The sequence below is a fragment of the Nitrosopumilus zosterae genome (assembly GCF_025998175.1).
Lineage (GTDB): Archaea > Thermoproteota > Nitrososphaeria > Nitrososphaerales > Nitrosopumilaceae > Nitrosopumilus > Nitrosopumilus zosterae.
Genome location: NZ_AP026695.1, coordinates 1,689,970 through 1,705,205 on the forward strand (window position 1 = coordinate 1,689,970; position 15,236 = coordinate 1,705,205).

15 protein-coding genes and 1 tRNA gene are annotated in these 15,236 nt (G+C 34.7%); 5 read left to right on the plus strand and 11 right to left on the minus strand.

Features of this window, described 5'->3' with window-relative positions; translation table 11 throughout:
• Positions 1-17: 17 nt before the first annotated feature.
• Both OO712_RS10230 and OO712_RS10235 read left to right on the plus strand, forming a co-directional pair.
• Positions 18-815, plus strand: coding sequence for a translation initiation factor IF-2 subunit alpha (locus tag OO712_RS10230; protein WP_109877829.1), 798 nt, complete (start codon positions 18-20; stop codon positions 813-815).
• Between the two features lies 1 nt (position 816).
• A complete protein-coding gene (locus OO712_RS10235) occupies positions 817-972 on the plus strand; it encodes an RNA-protein complex protein Nop10 (protein ID WP_109877831.1) in 156 nt (51 codons plus the stop codon).
• A 4-nt stretch (positions 973-976) separates the two neighbouring features.
• Here OO712_RS10235 and OO712_RS10240 read toward each other — a convergent pair whose 3' ends face one another.
• From OO712_RS10240 to OO712_RS10265, 6 genes are all read right to left on the minus strand, one after another.
• A complete protein-coding gene (locus OO712_RS10240; RefSeq protein ID WP_109877833.1) occupies positions 977-3,112 on the minus strand; it encodes an STT3 domain-containing protein in 2,136 nt (711 codons plus the stop codon).
• A gap of 73 nt (positions 3,113-3,185) precedes the next feature.
• The gene (locus OO712_RS10245) at positions 3,186-3,632 is read right to left on the minus strand and encodes a YbhB/YbcL family Raf kinase inhibitor-like protein (protein ID WP_109877835.1); all 447 of its coding nucleotides are present in this window, start codon (positions 3,630-3,632) and stop codon (positions 3,186-3,188) included.
• Positions 3,633-3,669: 37 nt separating this feature from the next.
• On the minus strand, positions 3,670-4,038 hold the full coding sequence (locus tag OO712_RS10250) for a type II toxin-antitoxin system VapC family toxin (RefSeq protein WP_109877836.1): 369 nt from the start codon (positions 4,036-4,038) through the stop codon (positions 3,670-3,672).
• Entirely contained in the window at positions 4,031-5,293 is a 1,263-nt protein-coding gene (locus OO712_RS10255; protein WP_109877838.1) for a translation initiation factor IF-2 subunit gamma, read from the minus strand. Before OO712_RS10255 ends, OO712_RS10250 begins: the two co-directional genes overlap by 8 nt.
• 31 nt (positions 5,294-5,324) lie before the next feature.
• Positions 5,325-5,723, minus strand: coding sequence for a S6e family ribosomal protein (locus tag OO712_RS10260; RefSeq protein WP_109877840.1), 399 nt, complete (start codon positions 5,721-5,723; stop codon positions 5,325-5,327).
• A 197-nt stretch (positions 5,724-5,920) separates the two neighbouring features.
• The gene (locus OO712_RS10265; protein ID WP_109877842.1) at positions 5,921-6,094 is read right to left on the minus strand and encodes a zinc-domain-containing protein; all 174 of its coding nucleotides are present in this window, start codon (positions 6,092-6,094) and stop codon (positions 5,921-5,923) included.
• A 52-nt stretch (positions 6,095-6,146) separates the two neighbouring features.
• Between OO712_RS10265 and OO712_RS10270 the strand changes: the two genes are divergently transcribed.
• Positions 6,147-6,220, plus strand: a tRNA-Gly gene (locus OO712_RS10270).
• Here the strand turns inward: OO712_RS10270 and OO712_RS10275 are convergent.
• From OO712_RS10275 to OO712_RS10295, 5 genes are read right to left on the minus strand one after another with little or no spacing between them, the layout of a single operon-like run.
• On the minus strand, positions 6,221-7,180 hold the full coding sequence (locus OO712_RS10275) for a tetratricopeptide repeat protein (RefSeq protein ID WP_109877844.1): 960 nt from the start codon (positions 7,178-7,180) through the stop codon (positions 6,221-6,223).
• 34 nt (positions 7,181-7,214) lie between these two features.
• Entirely contained in the window at positions 7,215-7,757 is a 543-nt protein-coding gene (locus OO712_RS10280; RefSeq protein WP_109877846.1) for a type 1 glutamine amidotransferase, read from the minus strand.
• Positions 7,758-10,616: a UPF0182 family protein gene (locus OO712_RS10285; RefSeq protein ID WP_109877848.1), complete on the minus strand. Its 2,859-nt coding sequence runs from the start codon at positions 10,614-10,616 to the stop codon at positions 7,758-7,760.
• 47 nt (positions 10,617-10,663) lie between these two features.
• A complete protein-coding gene (locus tag OO712_RS10290; RefSeq protein WP_109877899.1) occupies positions 10,664-11,785 on the minus strand; it encodes a DNA primase small subunit domain-containing protein in 1,122 nt (373 codons plus the stop codon).
• Positions 11,785-12,810: a DNA primase gene (locus OO712_RS10295; RefSeq protein ID WP_109877849.1), complete on the minus strand. Its 1,026-nt coding sequence runs from the start codon at positions 12,808-12,810 to the stop codon at positions 11,785-11,787. The genes OO712_RS10290 and OO712_RS10295 overlap by 1 nt, the downstream gene beginning before the upstream one ends.
• A 78-nt stretch (positions 12,811-12,888) precedes the next feature.
• Here OO712_RS10295 and OO712_RS10300 point away from each other — a divergent pair, with 78 nt between their 5' ends.
• Together OO712_RS10300 and glyS are read left to right on the plus strand one after the other, a co-directional pair.
• Entirely contained in the window at positions 12,889-13,728 is an 840-nt protein-coding gene (locus OO712_RS10300) for a deoxyribonuclease IV (protein ID WP_109877851.1), read from the plus strand.
• Positions 13,729-13,759: 31 nt separating this feature from the next.
• The gene (gene glyS, locus OO712_RS10305) at positions 13,760-15,217 is read left to right on the plus strand and encodes a glycine--tRNA ligase (protein ID WP_109877853.1); all 1,458 of its coding nucleotides are present in this window, start codon (positions 13,760-13,762) and stop codon (positions 15,215-15,217) included.
• Positions 15,218-15,236: the final 19 nt, after the last annotated feature.

Here is a 15,236-nt window from a genome sequence, read left to right on the forward strand (position 1 = left end):
GAAAAGTTTTAGAAGAAATGTCCACTGAAATACAAGAAATGCCAGAGCAGGGAGAAATTGTTCTTGCTACTGTTACTAAGGTAATGGATCATGGAGCATATGTTACACTGGATGAATATGATGATATTCAAGGGTTTTTGCATATTTCAGAGATTGCCCCAGGTTGGATTAGATCAGTTAGTAGATTTGTCAAAGATGGGGAGAAAAAAGTACTACTAGTAAAAAAAGTAAATTCCAAACGAGGAGACATAGATCTATCATTAAAACAAGTATCAAAAGATCAGAAAAAGCAAAAACTGAAAGAAGTCAAAAAATTTGAGAAAGGTAAAACTCTATTACAGAATGTTCAGGAAAAAGCAAAACTAACTGATGAAGAAATTGAAAAATTAGAAGACAGCATTTATTCCAGATTTGATTCTGTGTATGATGCATTTATAGAGATTGGAAGAAATGGGATAGAGTCTGTAAAAGATCTTAAACTTGCAAAAAAGACTGCAACTGCAATTGGAGAAATATGCTCCAAAATTAAACTTCCATCAGTTGAAATTAGAGGAATAATGGAAATTACAAGTGATAAATCAGACGGAGTTGAGATAATTAAAAAAATATTACTGGATGCAATCAAAAAAGATCCTACAATAGATATTACTTATTTGGGTGCGCCAAAATACAGGCTGTCAATTACTGCAGAGAATTTTAAATCTGCAGAAAAATCGTTAAAACCAATCATAGAAGAGATTCAAGATAACATAGAAAAGAAAAAAGGCGCATTCAAATTCACTAGAGAAGAATCAAAGAAAACAAGAGAGAATTAAAATGAAATTTCAATTAAGAAAATGTATTAAATGTAATCAGTACACTTTGAAAGAAAAATGTCCAAGATGTGGTGAAAAGACAATTTCGGCACACCCAGCTAAATTTTCACCTGATGATAAATACATGAGATATAGGTTAGCTGAGAGATATAACTAGAAATTTAATTTAATGGTGCATAATCCTTGTTTATTTCATAAACAAATACTCCAATTACTTGCCCACCCTTTTCGGTGTCAAAACTTGGTGAAGAATACACCAATCTTAATGGTCCATCTCCATCTTCAGGAAATTTGATATCTTTTGTGTAAATTCCAGTGAAGCCAGGTTGATAGGCTTGCGATTGCTGATTGTTTGCCAAGTTGACATATCCTAATGGGGTAAACGGAGTCATTTTGCCCAATAGTGTCTCATTCCAAAAATAATCGGTCCCACTTACACCGTCAGAATGAAGATATTTTGGCAAGGGTTCGCTAGCAATTCTCATGAACCATTGTTTTTTTGATTCATCTCCACCTCCACCAAGAGTATAAAGTGGTTGGTCGCCATTATCGATTCCCAGTCTTTGACCAACTATAAAAATAACAACATAGTCAGATTCCATTTCAAGTAACATTTTTGCCCCATTATCAGGAGAACTTAGAAAAGCAGAAGCTATTTTTTTAATTATACTATCAATTAAAGTAGAATTGTCTGCAAGAGAGGCTCTTTCTGCTTTGGTTTGAATCCAATATCCATAATCCCACCAAGTTGCAATGACTGCATCTTTTTCAGTATTATTTTTAATCCACTCCAAAGTATCAGTCCAATCAGTTGTACTAATTCTGTAGGTGCTTCCCCCATTAAGGATTGTAGGAGGATTGTTTGAAGTGGAAAAAACATTTCCGTTAGCAGGAAAAACTACCGGGACGGTAAGGAGCACTATAATACCGATTAGAAATGATGATTTTATGAAAATATTTTTGGATAATTTGATTTCTGTTGTATGGGAAAATAATTCTTTTATTAATACAGAAAGTCCTATAGAAGATAAAATGATTATGGATATTGATGCAAATACTTCCAATCTTACAAATGCAGAACTAACATAAACTCCAATTAATCCCATGATTAATGCGAATGAAACCATATCATTTTCTATAAATTTTGATTTGTTGGAATTTTTCAGAATCATCCAAATTCCTAATCCAGCAAAAATCATCAATATTGAATGAAAGAGAAATGACTGCCCAATTGTGGTTGTTGCGTGTTCAGAAACAGAATCAACAAGTGGATCCGAAGTTATCAAAAATGGATTAATTGCATTCAGATATCTATGGCTAGGAAGCGGAATAAATTGCGAATCTGCGTTTACAATAAGAAAGCTTGGCCCAATTATCAGTATTGCTGCTAGAAAAATCAGTCCGTTTCTATTTTTAGATCTTTCATTGCTTTTGTTTTGAATTACTATACAAGAAACTAAGAAAACAGTAGGAATAATTAGCGATAGTCCTCCCAGTCCCAAAACAAAATTTGTTCCCAGTCTTTCAAATCCAAGAGATGTAATAACAGCAGAAGATGTGAAAAGTGGAATTGCCCATAATAGAAATTTATGATCAGTTCGTAAGAACGGTAATGTTAAAAAGAAAATTCCTATAGGGATGATGAAAAATTGATCCCCGCCCCATGCAGATAGGCCAAGTATCATAAAGATTCCAGAACTAATTATTTTTGGAATGGAGATTTTAGGATTTTTTGATTTTATTCCACTCAAAAGAAGATAGATTGCTAAAACGCTAAAAAATAATCCCAGTGGTTCTGATTTGAACCAACCAATTTGACCACGAATGATGATAGGCAATGAAATTGAAAAAAGTAATGAGGCAAACAGTCCAGCTGTCGTTCCTCCAATAACTCTGACTAAAGCAAACACAACTACTGCAGTTAAGGATCCAAAAATTACTGGAAACAAAATAGTGAAATCATAGAGACTTCCACCCCCACCAAAAATCCAATAAGTTGTTGCAGCTGTCATATGTAACATGACTTGAGAAGTTTGTGATACATCTCTTCCATGAGGATACCAACTGAGATCATCGTTCCACTCAAAGTATGAATTAATTCCGTTTTCTACAACATATTGTGTTGCTCTATAGTTAAAGAAAGGATCAAATTCATTTAGTTCCCATCCGTAACTTGCAGGCTGTGATCTAATCAAGAAGGAAATCGAAAAAGAAAGGGACAAAATTCCAATGATTAAGAGATGATGTAATTTAAAATCAAATGTTCCAATCGAAAATAATTTGGCGTGTGAATTCAATATTTTGAATCGTTTGTGTGTGTTTATTACTCTTTTTAAAAAAATTAATGTCTATTTCAAAAAATAAGTGTAGTTATGGAGCATATCTCCCCTCAAGCTTTGCTTCAGCAAGTATATGATTTTTCATTGATTCTTCTAGATCAGTTTTTATTGAATTTTGTCCCAAATCTAATTTAGTGTCTAATGCATAAAGTTTGAAAATATAGAGATGTTCTTTATCCGGTGGAGCTGGGCCACCATAACCAATTTCACCAAAATCAGTCTTACCTTCAACTGAACCTTCAGGTATTGAATTTTCTTTAATTTCTTGTGTGTTTGAAGGAATATTCCATAAAACCCAATGAACCCAAACTTTGCCAACTGCTTTCATTGCATCTGGATCATCCATGATTAAAGCCAACGACTCTGTTCCTTCTGGAATTTTATCAATTAATAACGGAGGGCTAGAATTTTCGTTTTTATATCCATACTTTCTTGGAATGCTTTGCCCATTTTTAAAAGCAGGACTGGTAATAATCATATCAACAATCTTTGAAGAAAGTCTAAGTTAAATTTTTCTAAGATTCTAATACAATTTTGTCACTTGATAAGGAAATTACTGATCCTCCAGCTTGTTTGATCTGTTTTTTTAATGCCTTATCCATTGTTCCAATAATTGAATGATTAATTTTTACATAATCCAACAGTTCCTTATCTGCAAAACTTCCACAAATGGGCATTGTTTTTAAATTTTTTATAAAATTCAGAGTCATAGTAATGTCTTGTTTTTTTTCAGCGATTTTTTGCAGTTTATTTAACTCTGCCAGTACTACTTCCGGAACAACAAATGAAATTGTTCCTATCTCAACATCAAGATTGTCAATGTTTTTGATTCGCTTGGTGGCTAAATGGATTAGAAAGTTAGTATCACAGATTACTTCAACCAATTATTCCTGCACCAATTAGTCTCCATCTTTCATCAATTCTTCTACTGATTGCCACATTACCGCCTTCAAATATACATGCAGGTCTTCGAAGTTCAATTTCTATATTTTTGGATTTAATTTTTGTGACTTTGCCCAATACGGGAGCAGTTCCAATGTTGAGTCTCAATAGTTCTCCTGCTTGAATTGGCTGGACTTTGGTATCCTCAGTAATTCCTACAGCAACATCAAACAGATTTACTTCAAGTTTTAATTCAGTAGAATTTTCTGGGAGTGTTCCTGGCTTTCCAATAACGGAGCCAATAAACGAATCACTTCTAGTCATTGAAGGATCTAATTTTGTACCAATAGCAACCAAGCCACCAGGTTTTACGGATTCTACTATTCCTGCCGCAGTGCCCAAAGATGTGATTTCTGTAAGTAGTGGTTCATACGTCTTTTTTTTCTCGTTCATAATACCGGGTTTAATCTCAATTTCATCTCCAATTTTAAAAACCCCCTGAGTCAAACTGCCACCAATCACGCCACCTTTGATATCTTTTAATTTTATACCAGGTTTGTTTACATCAAAAGAACGCAAAACGTGCATTACGGTATCTTTCTTTTCATCTCTTTCGGGAGTTTTGATTGTTGATTCAATAGAACCAATCAATGCATCTATGTTTAATCCAGATTGAGCTGAAATTGGAATTATTGGTGCTTTTGCGGCAAAAGTACCCTTTACAAATTTAGTGATATCCTGATAGTTTGCCATCACCTCTTGGTAGGGAAGCAGATCAACTTTGTTCTGGACTACAACGATTTGTTGAATTCCAAGTGTCTGAAGAGCTAAAAGATGTTCTTTGGTTTGTGGTTTTGGAACTTTTTCATTTGCAGCAACCAATAACAAAGCACCATCCATCAAAGCAGATCCTGAAAGCATGTTTGCCATCAAACTTTCGTGTCCAGGACTGTCTACAAAACTTACAACCCGAGATAATTCACTTTCTTTTCCACAATTATTACATTTTGGAGTTGTAGAAAATCCCAGAGGTTCCTCACAGCTTTTACACTTGTAAAATGCTGCATCAGAATATCCCACACGAATTGTAATTCCGCGTTTTAATTCTTGGCTATGAACACTGGTCCATGAACCAGTCAATGCTTGAATCAGAGTAGTTTTTCCATGATCTACATGTCCTGCAGTTCCAATGTTAACACATGGCTGATATCCATATTTTTTGATGTACCAATCAGGAAGTGTTTCTCTCCAATGCATGACTCAAAATGTAGAACCGGTATATGTTAAGTTATTCTTTTTTATCTTCAGTTTTTTCTTCTGTAGATTCAGCAGGTGCTTCAACTGGCAATTCTCCATCAAATTTACAATTTACTTGGTAGATTTCTTCAGATACTGTATTTCCACGCATTAGTTTTCTTTTTCTTTGTCCAATCTCTGCATCTTGCAGACCTACACCTTTAGAAAGAAGAACTTTTTTTCTTGCAGAACCATGAACGTCATTTCTCATAGGAACTCCAGATTTGTCACTTCCGCCAGTGATTTTTAATTTTCCAGATAATCCAACTATTGATGCATCAGTTTCATTTCCAAGTTGTAATCCTAACAGTGGATTAGCATCACTATCTTTAAGTTCCTTTGAAACTGATTTTCCTTTAATGTCAGATATAGTAAGTTTGAAGTTTGTCAATTATTCCAAAAAAAAGTTGAACGACTAATTAACCTTTGGACATTATTTTTAAATCAAGATTTCCCAAGTTAGGTATGGGAGAAGAAATCAGATGTCCAAGATGTGATAAAATTATGGTAGACATGCAAGCATGTCATATGTTTTGTCCCAATTGTGGCGCCCATTTAGATTGCTCTGATAAAGGAAATTATTGGTGATTACATTCCTGGTCGATCGGGAATATAGTCTGTTGCCATATTGATTGCCTGATCTTTCATGATTTCAAGATATGAATCATAATCTGCTTCAAAGTTGCAATGGGGACACTTTACATTGGTAATATCATCATCTAATATTGCAACTTTTTCACATTCAGGACATCTTGCATCCATGTATTAGTTTTCAAATTAAGATATTTAATCATAGTCAGTTAATTCCCTCTAGGCGGAGTTAGTTTAGTCTGGTATGACGTCAGCTTCCCAAGCTGAAGGCCGCGGGTTCAAATCCCGCACTCCGCATTAAATCTCTCTAATTGCTTGCTCTATTACTCCTCTATCAGGAGCTTTTGGATAATACTTCAAGTAGCTCCTGAGATCATCTTTTGCCTCAGAGTTTTTGTTTTGTTTCTCTCTAAGATAAGCCCGATTTTTGTAAATTTTAGCAGATCTTTTTGGATTAATTTCAATTGCTTTTGTGTAATAGTTTTCCGCCTTTTCAAATTGGTTTGTTTTTAGATAAAAATTTCCTAAACCATTGTAAGTCAAATATGATCTTTTATTGATGTCTAAACATTTTTCATAAAATTTTACACACTCAGAAGAATTTTGTTCATTCATCATAGAACCCAATTGATGCAAAGCTGTAGAATTATTTGGATAAATTTGTAATGCCTTGTTTAATGATTCAAGGGCATCAGACGAGTTTTTGAGAATGTTTTCTCGTTCAGCCATAATGCACAATCGATTTGATTTATCACTAGAATCATTTTCAAGTTTAACAGCAGACAAAATGTCTGGCGGGGCCAGCAATATCAACAGTCTTCCTTCTTCGGACCACTCTTTCTCAAAAATCTCTTCAGGTATTGCTCCTTCTTGTTGTTCACCTTCTTGGTTACCTTTTTGGATGTAGTGTAGAATTGTCTTTTCTTCATCATCATATCCAGTAATTACAGATGCATGTTGAGTAATTTCTGGAATTCCCGGAAGAATAACAATTGGAGGAATACCAGAATCAATAATTTTTTTCAACTCAGACAAAGAAGAGTTAATTATCTTACAAGTTAGGCCATGTCTTTCTGCTGATTCTATTCCTTCAACAAGTATACTTCCATTAAATCCAGAATACTTTTTTGCAGTTTCTATAGCTTCGGCCATTGGTAATTCAATATTCCAATATTTTGATACAACGTTAATTGGCAATGGTAGACAAATATTTTCTTCTTCAACAAGGGGCAATAGTAATTCATGATCTTGTACCACAAATCAAAGATGTTTTTAGAGTTATTAAAATCAATCAGAGCGAACAGAATTTTTCAATTAAACTGTTACCGTCTTTGGTCATTTCTGGATGAAATTGTGTTCCAAAAATTGGCTTTTTTTTATATTGAATGATTTCATATTTACAGTAATTTGATTCCCCAAGCGAGACGAAAACATCAGGCAGTTTGGATATCTCAAATCCATGACTCTCAAATACATCTAGAGAATCACTGCAAATAGGATTGTCAGTTAATATTTTGATCTTTTCGTTTCCCTTTTGAAGCGAGGAGGATTTTCTAATTGTTCCACCCAATGTAAGGGCCAAAATTTCAGCACCATAACAAATTCCAAGCAGTTTGACATTATTTTTAAGAGAATAATTAACTATTTTTGAATTAATTTCATTTGTCTTTTTTTCGTTCTTTCTTCTTCCAGATAAAATAAAACAGTCATAATTCCCAAGCGAATTTAAGTCAAGAGATTGAGGAGTTTGTTTTTCAAACGGAATATTTTTGTTTAATAAAAAATCAGTTAAATTTTTTGTATAAACAGAGCCGTTATCAACTACTAAGAGCAATTAGTTGCCTACCTCAATTGAAACATAATGTATCTCAGATATTCCATCTTTGACAAAAATTGTTCCAATGTTGAGATTATTTTCCTCTTGCCACATGAATACTCTATCGCTCCGTGGTTTTACAAAGTCATCAATGAATTCATTGAGGAATTCTTCCGTATTCTCACGATCACTTTCAGTAAAGAAGAACAACTCACCCTCATTAAATGAAAGTGGAATCTGGATTGATGTAGGTTCAGATACTGTAATGCCATTTTCTTTAAAGACACGTTTTATAATATCAACTCTTTCATTTCTGACTAGTTCAACATAATTATCATCTGCAGTTGTTATGGTTGGTGCAACACCTGAAACTTTCTTCAAGTATGATTCAAATGCCTTTTCTTGAGTATCACCCAACCCAACAAAGTATTCTCCGTTAAATGCAGCCCCTACCGCTGCAATTGTACCTAGTTGTGCAACTACACCGCCAGCTCCGGCTGTATATACAGGAATAAAGTAAACATCATGATCACCTACACGATACAAAATGTTATCACCAATTCTTGGGTTTCGCAAAAGTGTCTTTAGTTGAGCAAATTCCGGATCTCTATCTAGCGCTTCGCTAACTGCTGTAGGACCAATCAATTTGGTAGTGGAGTTTAGCGGGACTTCATAGAATTGCAAGTTTCCCAGATTAGTAAGATCATTTTCAACTACCATGTATCCAGCAAGATTTCGTCCTTGAGATCCTCTTAATTCAAGTGAAAGTAATCCTAGGAATTCAGTTTGTGCAAAGCCAGGAGGTTTGGCTTCAATATAGTAGGTATCTAATCCGCGTGGGATTTCATAGAATTCATTTGCTTGAATGAATGTCTCAACGTCATCTACATGGTAGACGTTATACATCTCTGTTTTCCAATTGAATAATTCAACAGGGTATCTGATTTGTTCTTCCAACCAAGATGGCATAGGCTGGAATTGCTCAGAATATTGACTGGCAAACATTTCTGAAAAGAAATCATCGCCAGTCTTTAGTAATTGAATGTCACCATTGTAAGTGTCTACTAGTGCATATCCTACCAAACGCAAGTATGGATTTCCAACAGACCAAGGTACATCACGAGTGTCAAATCCAATAATTAATGGAACTAACCAGTAAGAGTTTGTTCCATCAGTTACAGGAAGTGAATCCAATTCGTTTCCAAATAAATTGTAGAGGAAGTAAGGGTACAGTGTTTCCATTCTATCATGTACATCCTTGTATCTCATGATATGCACTGATTCAGCTGGAAAAGAAAGCAAAAAGTTTGGCTCAAATATCCAACTTAACGGTGGTGAAACATCTAATCCACCAATTCCCGAATAAGACACCCCGCCTAGTTCGGCACTATTTTGACTATCTCGTGAATTCGGATAGCCAGACCAAGTTTGCTCGAATAATCCGCCTTCACCATAGTAAATCTCTCTTTGTTTGAAAAATTCGCCACTATCAATAATCTGACCATCTGTAGCTTCAAGTGTTAGGAATCCGTTTGGGACATGTGTATATACCAAATGTTCGTTGTACCATCTATTTTCAAGGCTAACAGATGTTGGGAGAATTGGTTTCATGGATGCAGTCCAATAAAGAGTATTGTTAAAGCGGAGAATGTCGTTGTCTTCAAAGTCTACATATGGGATAAGACCAATCTCAGGCTTTAGTTTTGCAAAGGCTGCTTCCCAATCCCAAACGCGTATTACATCAAGCACATCACTATGTTGATTCATGTAATTTTTGATGTTGTTTGCAGAGACAGATGTTAGTTTGACATTATGAGTATTTTCTTGAATATCATTTAATTCACCAAGATATCTATTTACTCCTATTTGTTGAGCTGTGTATGGCCCCAAAAATTCAATTTTTTTAGCATCAGCTATACTATTATTTACAGATACTACTCCTGCAACAATGATTGCAATAGTAATAATACTTAGAATTCTAATGTAGACATCTCTCTTGAACATATGAGTTAGAACACGTGCTCTAATTCTATCAACTACAGAGAATGCAATTAGTGCAAATCCTATGAATAACGTTCCACCAATAATATATCGCGTATTGTAATCAATTTGATCTGTAAAAAAGAGATTGAATCCTAACCAGATTATTCCAATGCCGATTATTCCCTCTATTGTTGAAACATAGTTTAGATATCTTGGCTTTCCGTCGTTTGAATCTTGCAAAAATGAAGTGATTACATTGATTATTCTATGAATTCCCACATACAGAACTAGACGTAATCCAATTGCTGCAAGTAATGGAGGAATTAAAATTACCAGTGCAGGGATCATTGGAACAACATTTTCAGCTGCGTAGTTTGGATTATTTCCAGGAGTAACAAAAGGCAAAGAGAACAATTTTGGTAGATTTTCAATACCCAAGTAATTTCCATCAATAAATGATACTGCTGCAAATCCAAACATGATATTTGCAAAAAATGCGCCAAAAAGCAAGATTTTGGTAACTTGCCAAATTACAAATTGTAGAGACGATAGTTTGTATTCTTTGAAACTTGAGATGTTATTTGAAATAGATTGTTGTCCACCGCTTCCAATAAATCCGATTCCAGTTCTAATCACATACCAAAAAATTGAGGATCTTCCAAAGATATTTACTCGAACTAGTGCAATAGCAGCAAGAATTATTGTAGAGACTAGCGTGTAATAGAGAGGTTTGGTAAACTGATCGCCAAATTCAGTGAAATTCATTGATAAAATTACTGCCTGGTTTCCCACCATGGCAAAAATCACTATTCCAATAATGACTACAATGCCTAATCTGATGAATTTTCCAGCATCAGGAGGTGGAGCTTGCTTATCAGTAGAGGCACTATACATAGTTAAAGTTAGTTGAGATTTGGTAAATTAATGTCTTATCAGCAAAATTAAGCGATTCTTGCCAATTTTTTGCAAATCATATAGACTGCAGCAAATGTCGGAATTGTTACTTTTTCATTTTTGTATGGTCCGAATTTTTTGTTTTTTAGTTTGAATTCTATTGGAGAATTTGCAAAAACTTCCACCGTATCATCACTAAGGAAAGACGCTTCAGTATACGGATCAAACTTTGCTAGATCTTTGCAAAGAATTTTTGTAAGACCACTCTTGCTGTTAATAGAGCCAGGAAGTCTGAAGATTCTATGTACATCCATTGTAACATTTGGATCAATTTTGACTCCAATGTTTTCAGATACATCATCTAAAGTTTTTTGAAAAGACGAATAGCCATTTACAAGTAGCTCTGAGATGATTTTCGAACGTTTTGATTTTGTTCCAAATACGTACTTTGAGAATCTTCCTTTCCATCCACTATCATCAAAGTCTGGGAATGAGGATCTGTTTGATTTGATTTTCTTCATTCCAAATGTTTCAGGTATTGCACCACGCAGCATGATGTAATCGGATAGTTCTGATCTTTCTCTAGAACCAATCTTCTGGAATTGAGAATTATACACATAAACATGAAATCCTTCATTACCAGAGAAATAAACATGAATGTTTTCTTTATCTATTGCAAAATCATCAACTAAAATTTCAGATAACTTTTCCACTTGGATTTTTGAGGAATCAATGCAATTTTTACACGGTAGAGATTTTTTTTCCAGTTTTGTTGAATTACATTTTCTGCATTGCCCAGAATCATTTGAGACTTGACTGCATTCATTACATATTGATATTGTATGATTTTCCCTACATGGTAAATTGAGATCCTTGGCGTCAATATCAAAAATGAGATCTGCTTCTTTCCAGTCTTTTTCGTTCATTGGTAGATTAGGAAATGAATAGTAAGCATTTGAGCAATAAACATCAGATGGGATATTTTGCATGAATAGCAAATGCAACTCCCTGTCATCTTTGATTTGAATATGACGAGTCATTCCTGAATTGAATTTCTGGTAGCCGAATTCTCTTTCAGATGTTCGTTCTTGTACCCGAATTAGATCAAAATGTTCAAAATAATATTTTTTGAACGAGTCTTCCAGGAATTTAATATCAGAGTCTTGCATCATTTTCTCTTTTTTCCAAATTGTAATGGGTTGATAATATTATCACATTCGGATGTTGCAAAACAGAGACTTTGTGTTTTTAATTTTTCACAGGAAGGACAAGAATATTGTGTTCCGCTGCCGGAAGTTCCAGCTAGATGATTAAGTTGGTAAAGAGTGACACGTGGATTGTAATCTGGCGCATTTTTGAAAAGTGGTGCTATTTGCTGAACGGATTGTCCCTTTGAGAGAAGAAACGTAGCTAGCATAAATCGTCCTGAATGTGGCAGGTTTTCTCCTTTCTCAAGTATTTCAATTGCATGTTTGATGCATGGGGGATACTCGCCAGTTGTTACAGTAAAAGTTGCAAATTTTTTAGACAGTAAAGCAAGTTTATTTACGGAATCTTCAAAACCAGGAATCATTGTAGGAGTTTTTGCATTAATAATTTTTGAATTGATGTATGTTCCCAATTCTTTTCTAATCAATCGGACAGTTTCATGCGGAGTTAAAAATACCAATCCTTTTTCCACATGTCTGTTAATTAGCTTCCATTCTCTTTCATGAAAATTTATTGAATGTTTCAGATAATCAGATATTGGTATTACAAAGTAATCATCCTGTTTTTCAATCTGAACTGAAAAGAGATCATCAATTACTTTGATTGCAAGTTCTTTTTTTGATTCATCTGAAATGTTTGACAGATCGCGTTCCAGATACTTTTCTGCACGTCTAGCTTCTGCCAGTGCAAATCTCTTGATTAGAGTATGCATACCACACAGTTTTAGCAACACTATTGCTAGAAGAAACGAGAAGACTTCTCTTGGGAGCGCTGCCTCTTTTGACACATGATCACCTGTTATATCAGATTTGTAGATCTTCCCGTCTGCTGCCACCAGTATCCTATCATATGCTTTGTCGATGAGCTGCTTTAGATCAGGATCTGTTCCAAATTGTTCTAGCGAAAATCCTTGATCTTTGAGATATTGACCCGCATCTGCCAAAAATGGATACTTGGCAATTTCATCTTGACCTAGTGCAATCATGATAGTGATTCACTTGATTTACTTAAAAATCTGGTTTTTGATGCTGGTTTAAATTATGTTTTAAGAAATTGATGAAATATGCAGATCGGCTGTCACGTTTCAATTTCCGGTTCAATTGACAAAGCAGTAGATAATGCAGTTGAAAGAGAATGTACTGCTTTTCAGATATTTACCAGAAATCCAAGAGGATGGCATGCAAAAGAACTATCAAAAGAAGATATTACAAATTTTAAAACAAAACTAAAGGCAAGTAAAATTGACAGATTTGCGACATGTGCACATATGCCATATTTGCCAAATCTTGCTACTCCAAAAGATGACGGATTTGAAAAATCAATCAGCACTTTGATTAATGAAGTAGAGAGATGTGCACAGCTAGGAATACCATATTTGGTTACACATCTGGGTAGTCATTTAGGAACAGGAGAAGAAGCTGGAATTAAAAGACTGGTTGAAGGACTAACAAAAGCTGGAAAGACAAAAAACGACGTAATCATATTATTGGAAAATACTGCAGGCCAGAAAAATTCTGTTGGTTCTGACTTTAAACAGTTGGGTGAAATCTTCAGACAATTAAAGCCTGCAAAGAAATTTGGCATCTGTATTGATTCTTGTCATGCATTTGTTTCAGGATATGACTTGAGAACAGAAGATAAAGTAAAGGAAACATTTGATGAATTTGATAAATATGTGGGATTGGAGAATTTGAAAATTTTGCATCTAAATGATGCTAAAGGTGAGCTTGGTTGTAATTTGGACAGACATTATCATTTGGGAATGGGAGGAATTGGAGAGAAAGGAATTTCAGCTTTGGTAAAGTTTGCAAACAAGAAGAAGATTCCAATAATTTTAGAAACACCAATTGATGATGAAAGAGATGACTTTGAGAATATCAGAATAGCAAAGGAGCTTGCGTAGAAATTTATTTCATGGTTAAGTGTATTGTGTAATGAACTATGAAGAAGTAATGAAATTAGCACTTGAGCGCGGATTTTACTTTCCTAGCTGTGAAGTATATGCTGATGCTCAGGCTGGATTTTGGGAATACGGGCCATCAGGGGTAGGACTAAAAAATAAATTTCTAGAATTATGGAGACGTGAACTAATCAGGCGAGACGGGATGCTTGAGATTGATGGCTCTCAGATTATGTCGAAATCAGTATTTGAGGCATCCGGACATCTTGGAAACTTTGCTGATCCAATAATAAAATGTACAAAGTGTAATTCTACATTTAGAGCAGATAGGACAATAGCAGACATTTCACAGATTGAAATTCCCGAAAGTGCAGATTTGGAAGAATTTGATAATGCCATTATTCAAAATAACATAAAGTGTCCAAAGTGCAAAGGTGATTTTGAAAAGACCAAAAAATTCAACATGATGTTCAAAGTAGGTATTGGTCCTCAAGAGGAAGAAGCATATCTTAGACCAGAAACGTGTCAATCGATCTTTGTGGATTTTCCCAGACTATTCAAAACAATGCGAGGGAAGCTTCCTCTAGGAATTGCTCAGGTTGGAAAAAGTTTCAGAAATGAAATAGCTCCAAGACAGAGCTTGCTGAGATTGAGGGAATTTTATCAGGCAGAAATTGAAGTGTTTTGCAATCCATCAAAGCTGGAAGAAGTGGAAAACTTTGCAGAAATTGAAAATACTGTAATTCGAGTTCAGACAGACGCAGAACCAGTCTCCATGACTTGCAAAGAAGCAGTGGAATCTGGAATCATTCCAAACAAGTTTGTTGCATATTACTTGGGATTATTGACTGAGTTTTATGAAAAGACAGGAATTGACATTGCAAAAAGTAGATTCAGAAAACTTGGAGACAAAGAAAAGGCATTCTATGCTGAAGTTGCATTTGATTTTGAAGTGGAAACAACAATTGGGTGGCTTGAACTTGTTGCATGTAATTATAGATCTGACTATGATTTGTCCAGTCATGCTACAAAGAGCAAGGAGAAATTTGAGGTTATGGACAATGATGATAAAGTATTACCTCATGTCTTTGAGATTTCAATGGGAATTGATCGTAGTCTTTACACAATTTTAGAACATAGTCTCAAAGAAGATAAAGAACATGAGAGAGTGGTACTATCTATCAAACCATATCTAGCTCCAATTCATGTAGGAATTCTATCACTAGTCAAAAAGGATGGACTAAAAGAGAAAACAGATGAGATTTATCTTCAAATCAAGCGTAAATGTGATGCGTTTTTGGATCATTCAGGAGCTATCGGTAGAAGATACAGAAGACTGGATGAGATTGGCGCACCATTTGCAGTAACTATTGATCATCAGACTTTAGAGGATGAGACAGTTACTATAAGAAAACGAGATTCTATGGAACAAAGCAGAATAAAGATTTCAGAATTAGAGTCAATTGCTGTAGAATCTATCGCATTTCCATAGAGTTTAAAAATTTAGAATA

Coding starts and splice junctions, on each gene's coding strand:
- OO712_RS10230 (WP_109877829.1), top strand. CDS start 18: ATGTCCACTGAAATACAAGAAATGCCAGAGCAGGGAGAAATTGTTCTT.
- OO712_RS10235 (WP_109877831.1), top strand. CDS start 817: ATGAAATTTCAATTAAGAAAATGTATTAAATGTAATCAGTACACTTTG.
- OO712_RS10245 (WP_109877835.1), bottom strand. CDS start 3,632: ATGATTATTACCAGTCCTGCTTTTAAAAATGGGCAAAGCATTCCAAGA.
- OO712_RS10255 (WP_109877838.1), bottom strand. CDS start 5,293: ATGCATTGGAGAGAAACACTTCCTGATTGGTACATCAAAAAATATGGA.
- OO712_RS10265 (WP_109877842.1), bottom strand. CDS start 6,094: ATGGATGCAAGATGTCCTGAATGTGAAAAAGTTGCAATATTAGATGAT.
- OO712_RS10285 (WP_109877848.1), bottom strand. CDS start 10,616: ATGTATAGTGCCTCTACTGATAAGCAAGCTCCACCTCCTGATGCTGGA.
- OO712_RS10290 (WP_109877899.1), bottom strand. CDS start 11,785: ATGCAAGACTCTGATATTAAATTCCTGGAAGACTCGTTCAAAAAATAT.
- OO712_RS10295 (WP_109877849.1), bottom strand. CDS start 12,810: ATGATTGCACTAGGTCAAGATGAAATTGCCAAGTATCCATTTTTGGCA.
- OO712_RS10300 (WP_109877851.1), top strand. CDS start 12,889: ATGCAGATCGGCTGTCACGTTTCAATTTCCGGTTCAATTGACAAAGCA.
- glyS (WP_109877853.1), top strand. CDS start 13,760: ATGAACTATGAAGAAGTAATGAAATTAGCACTTGAGCGCGGATTTTAC.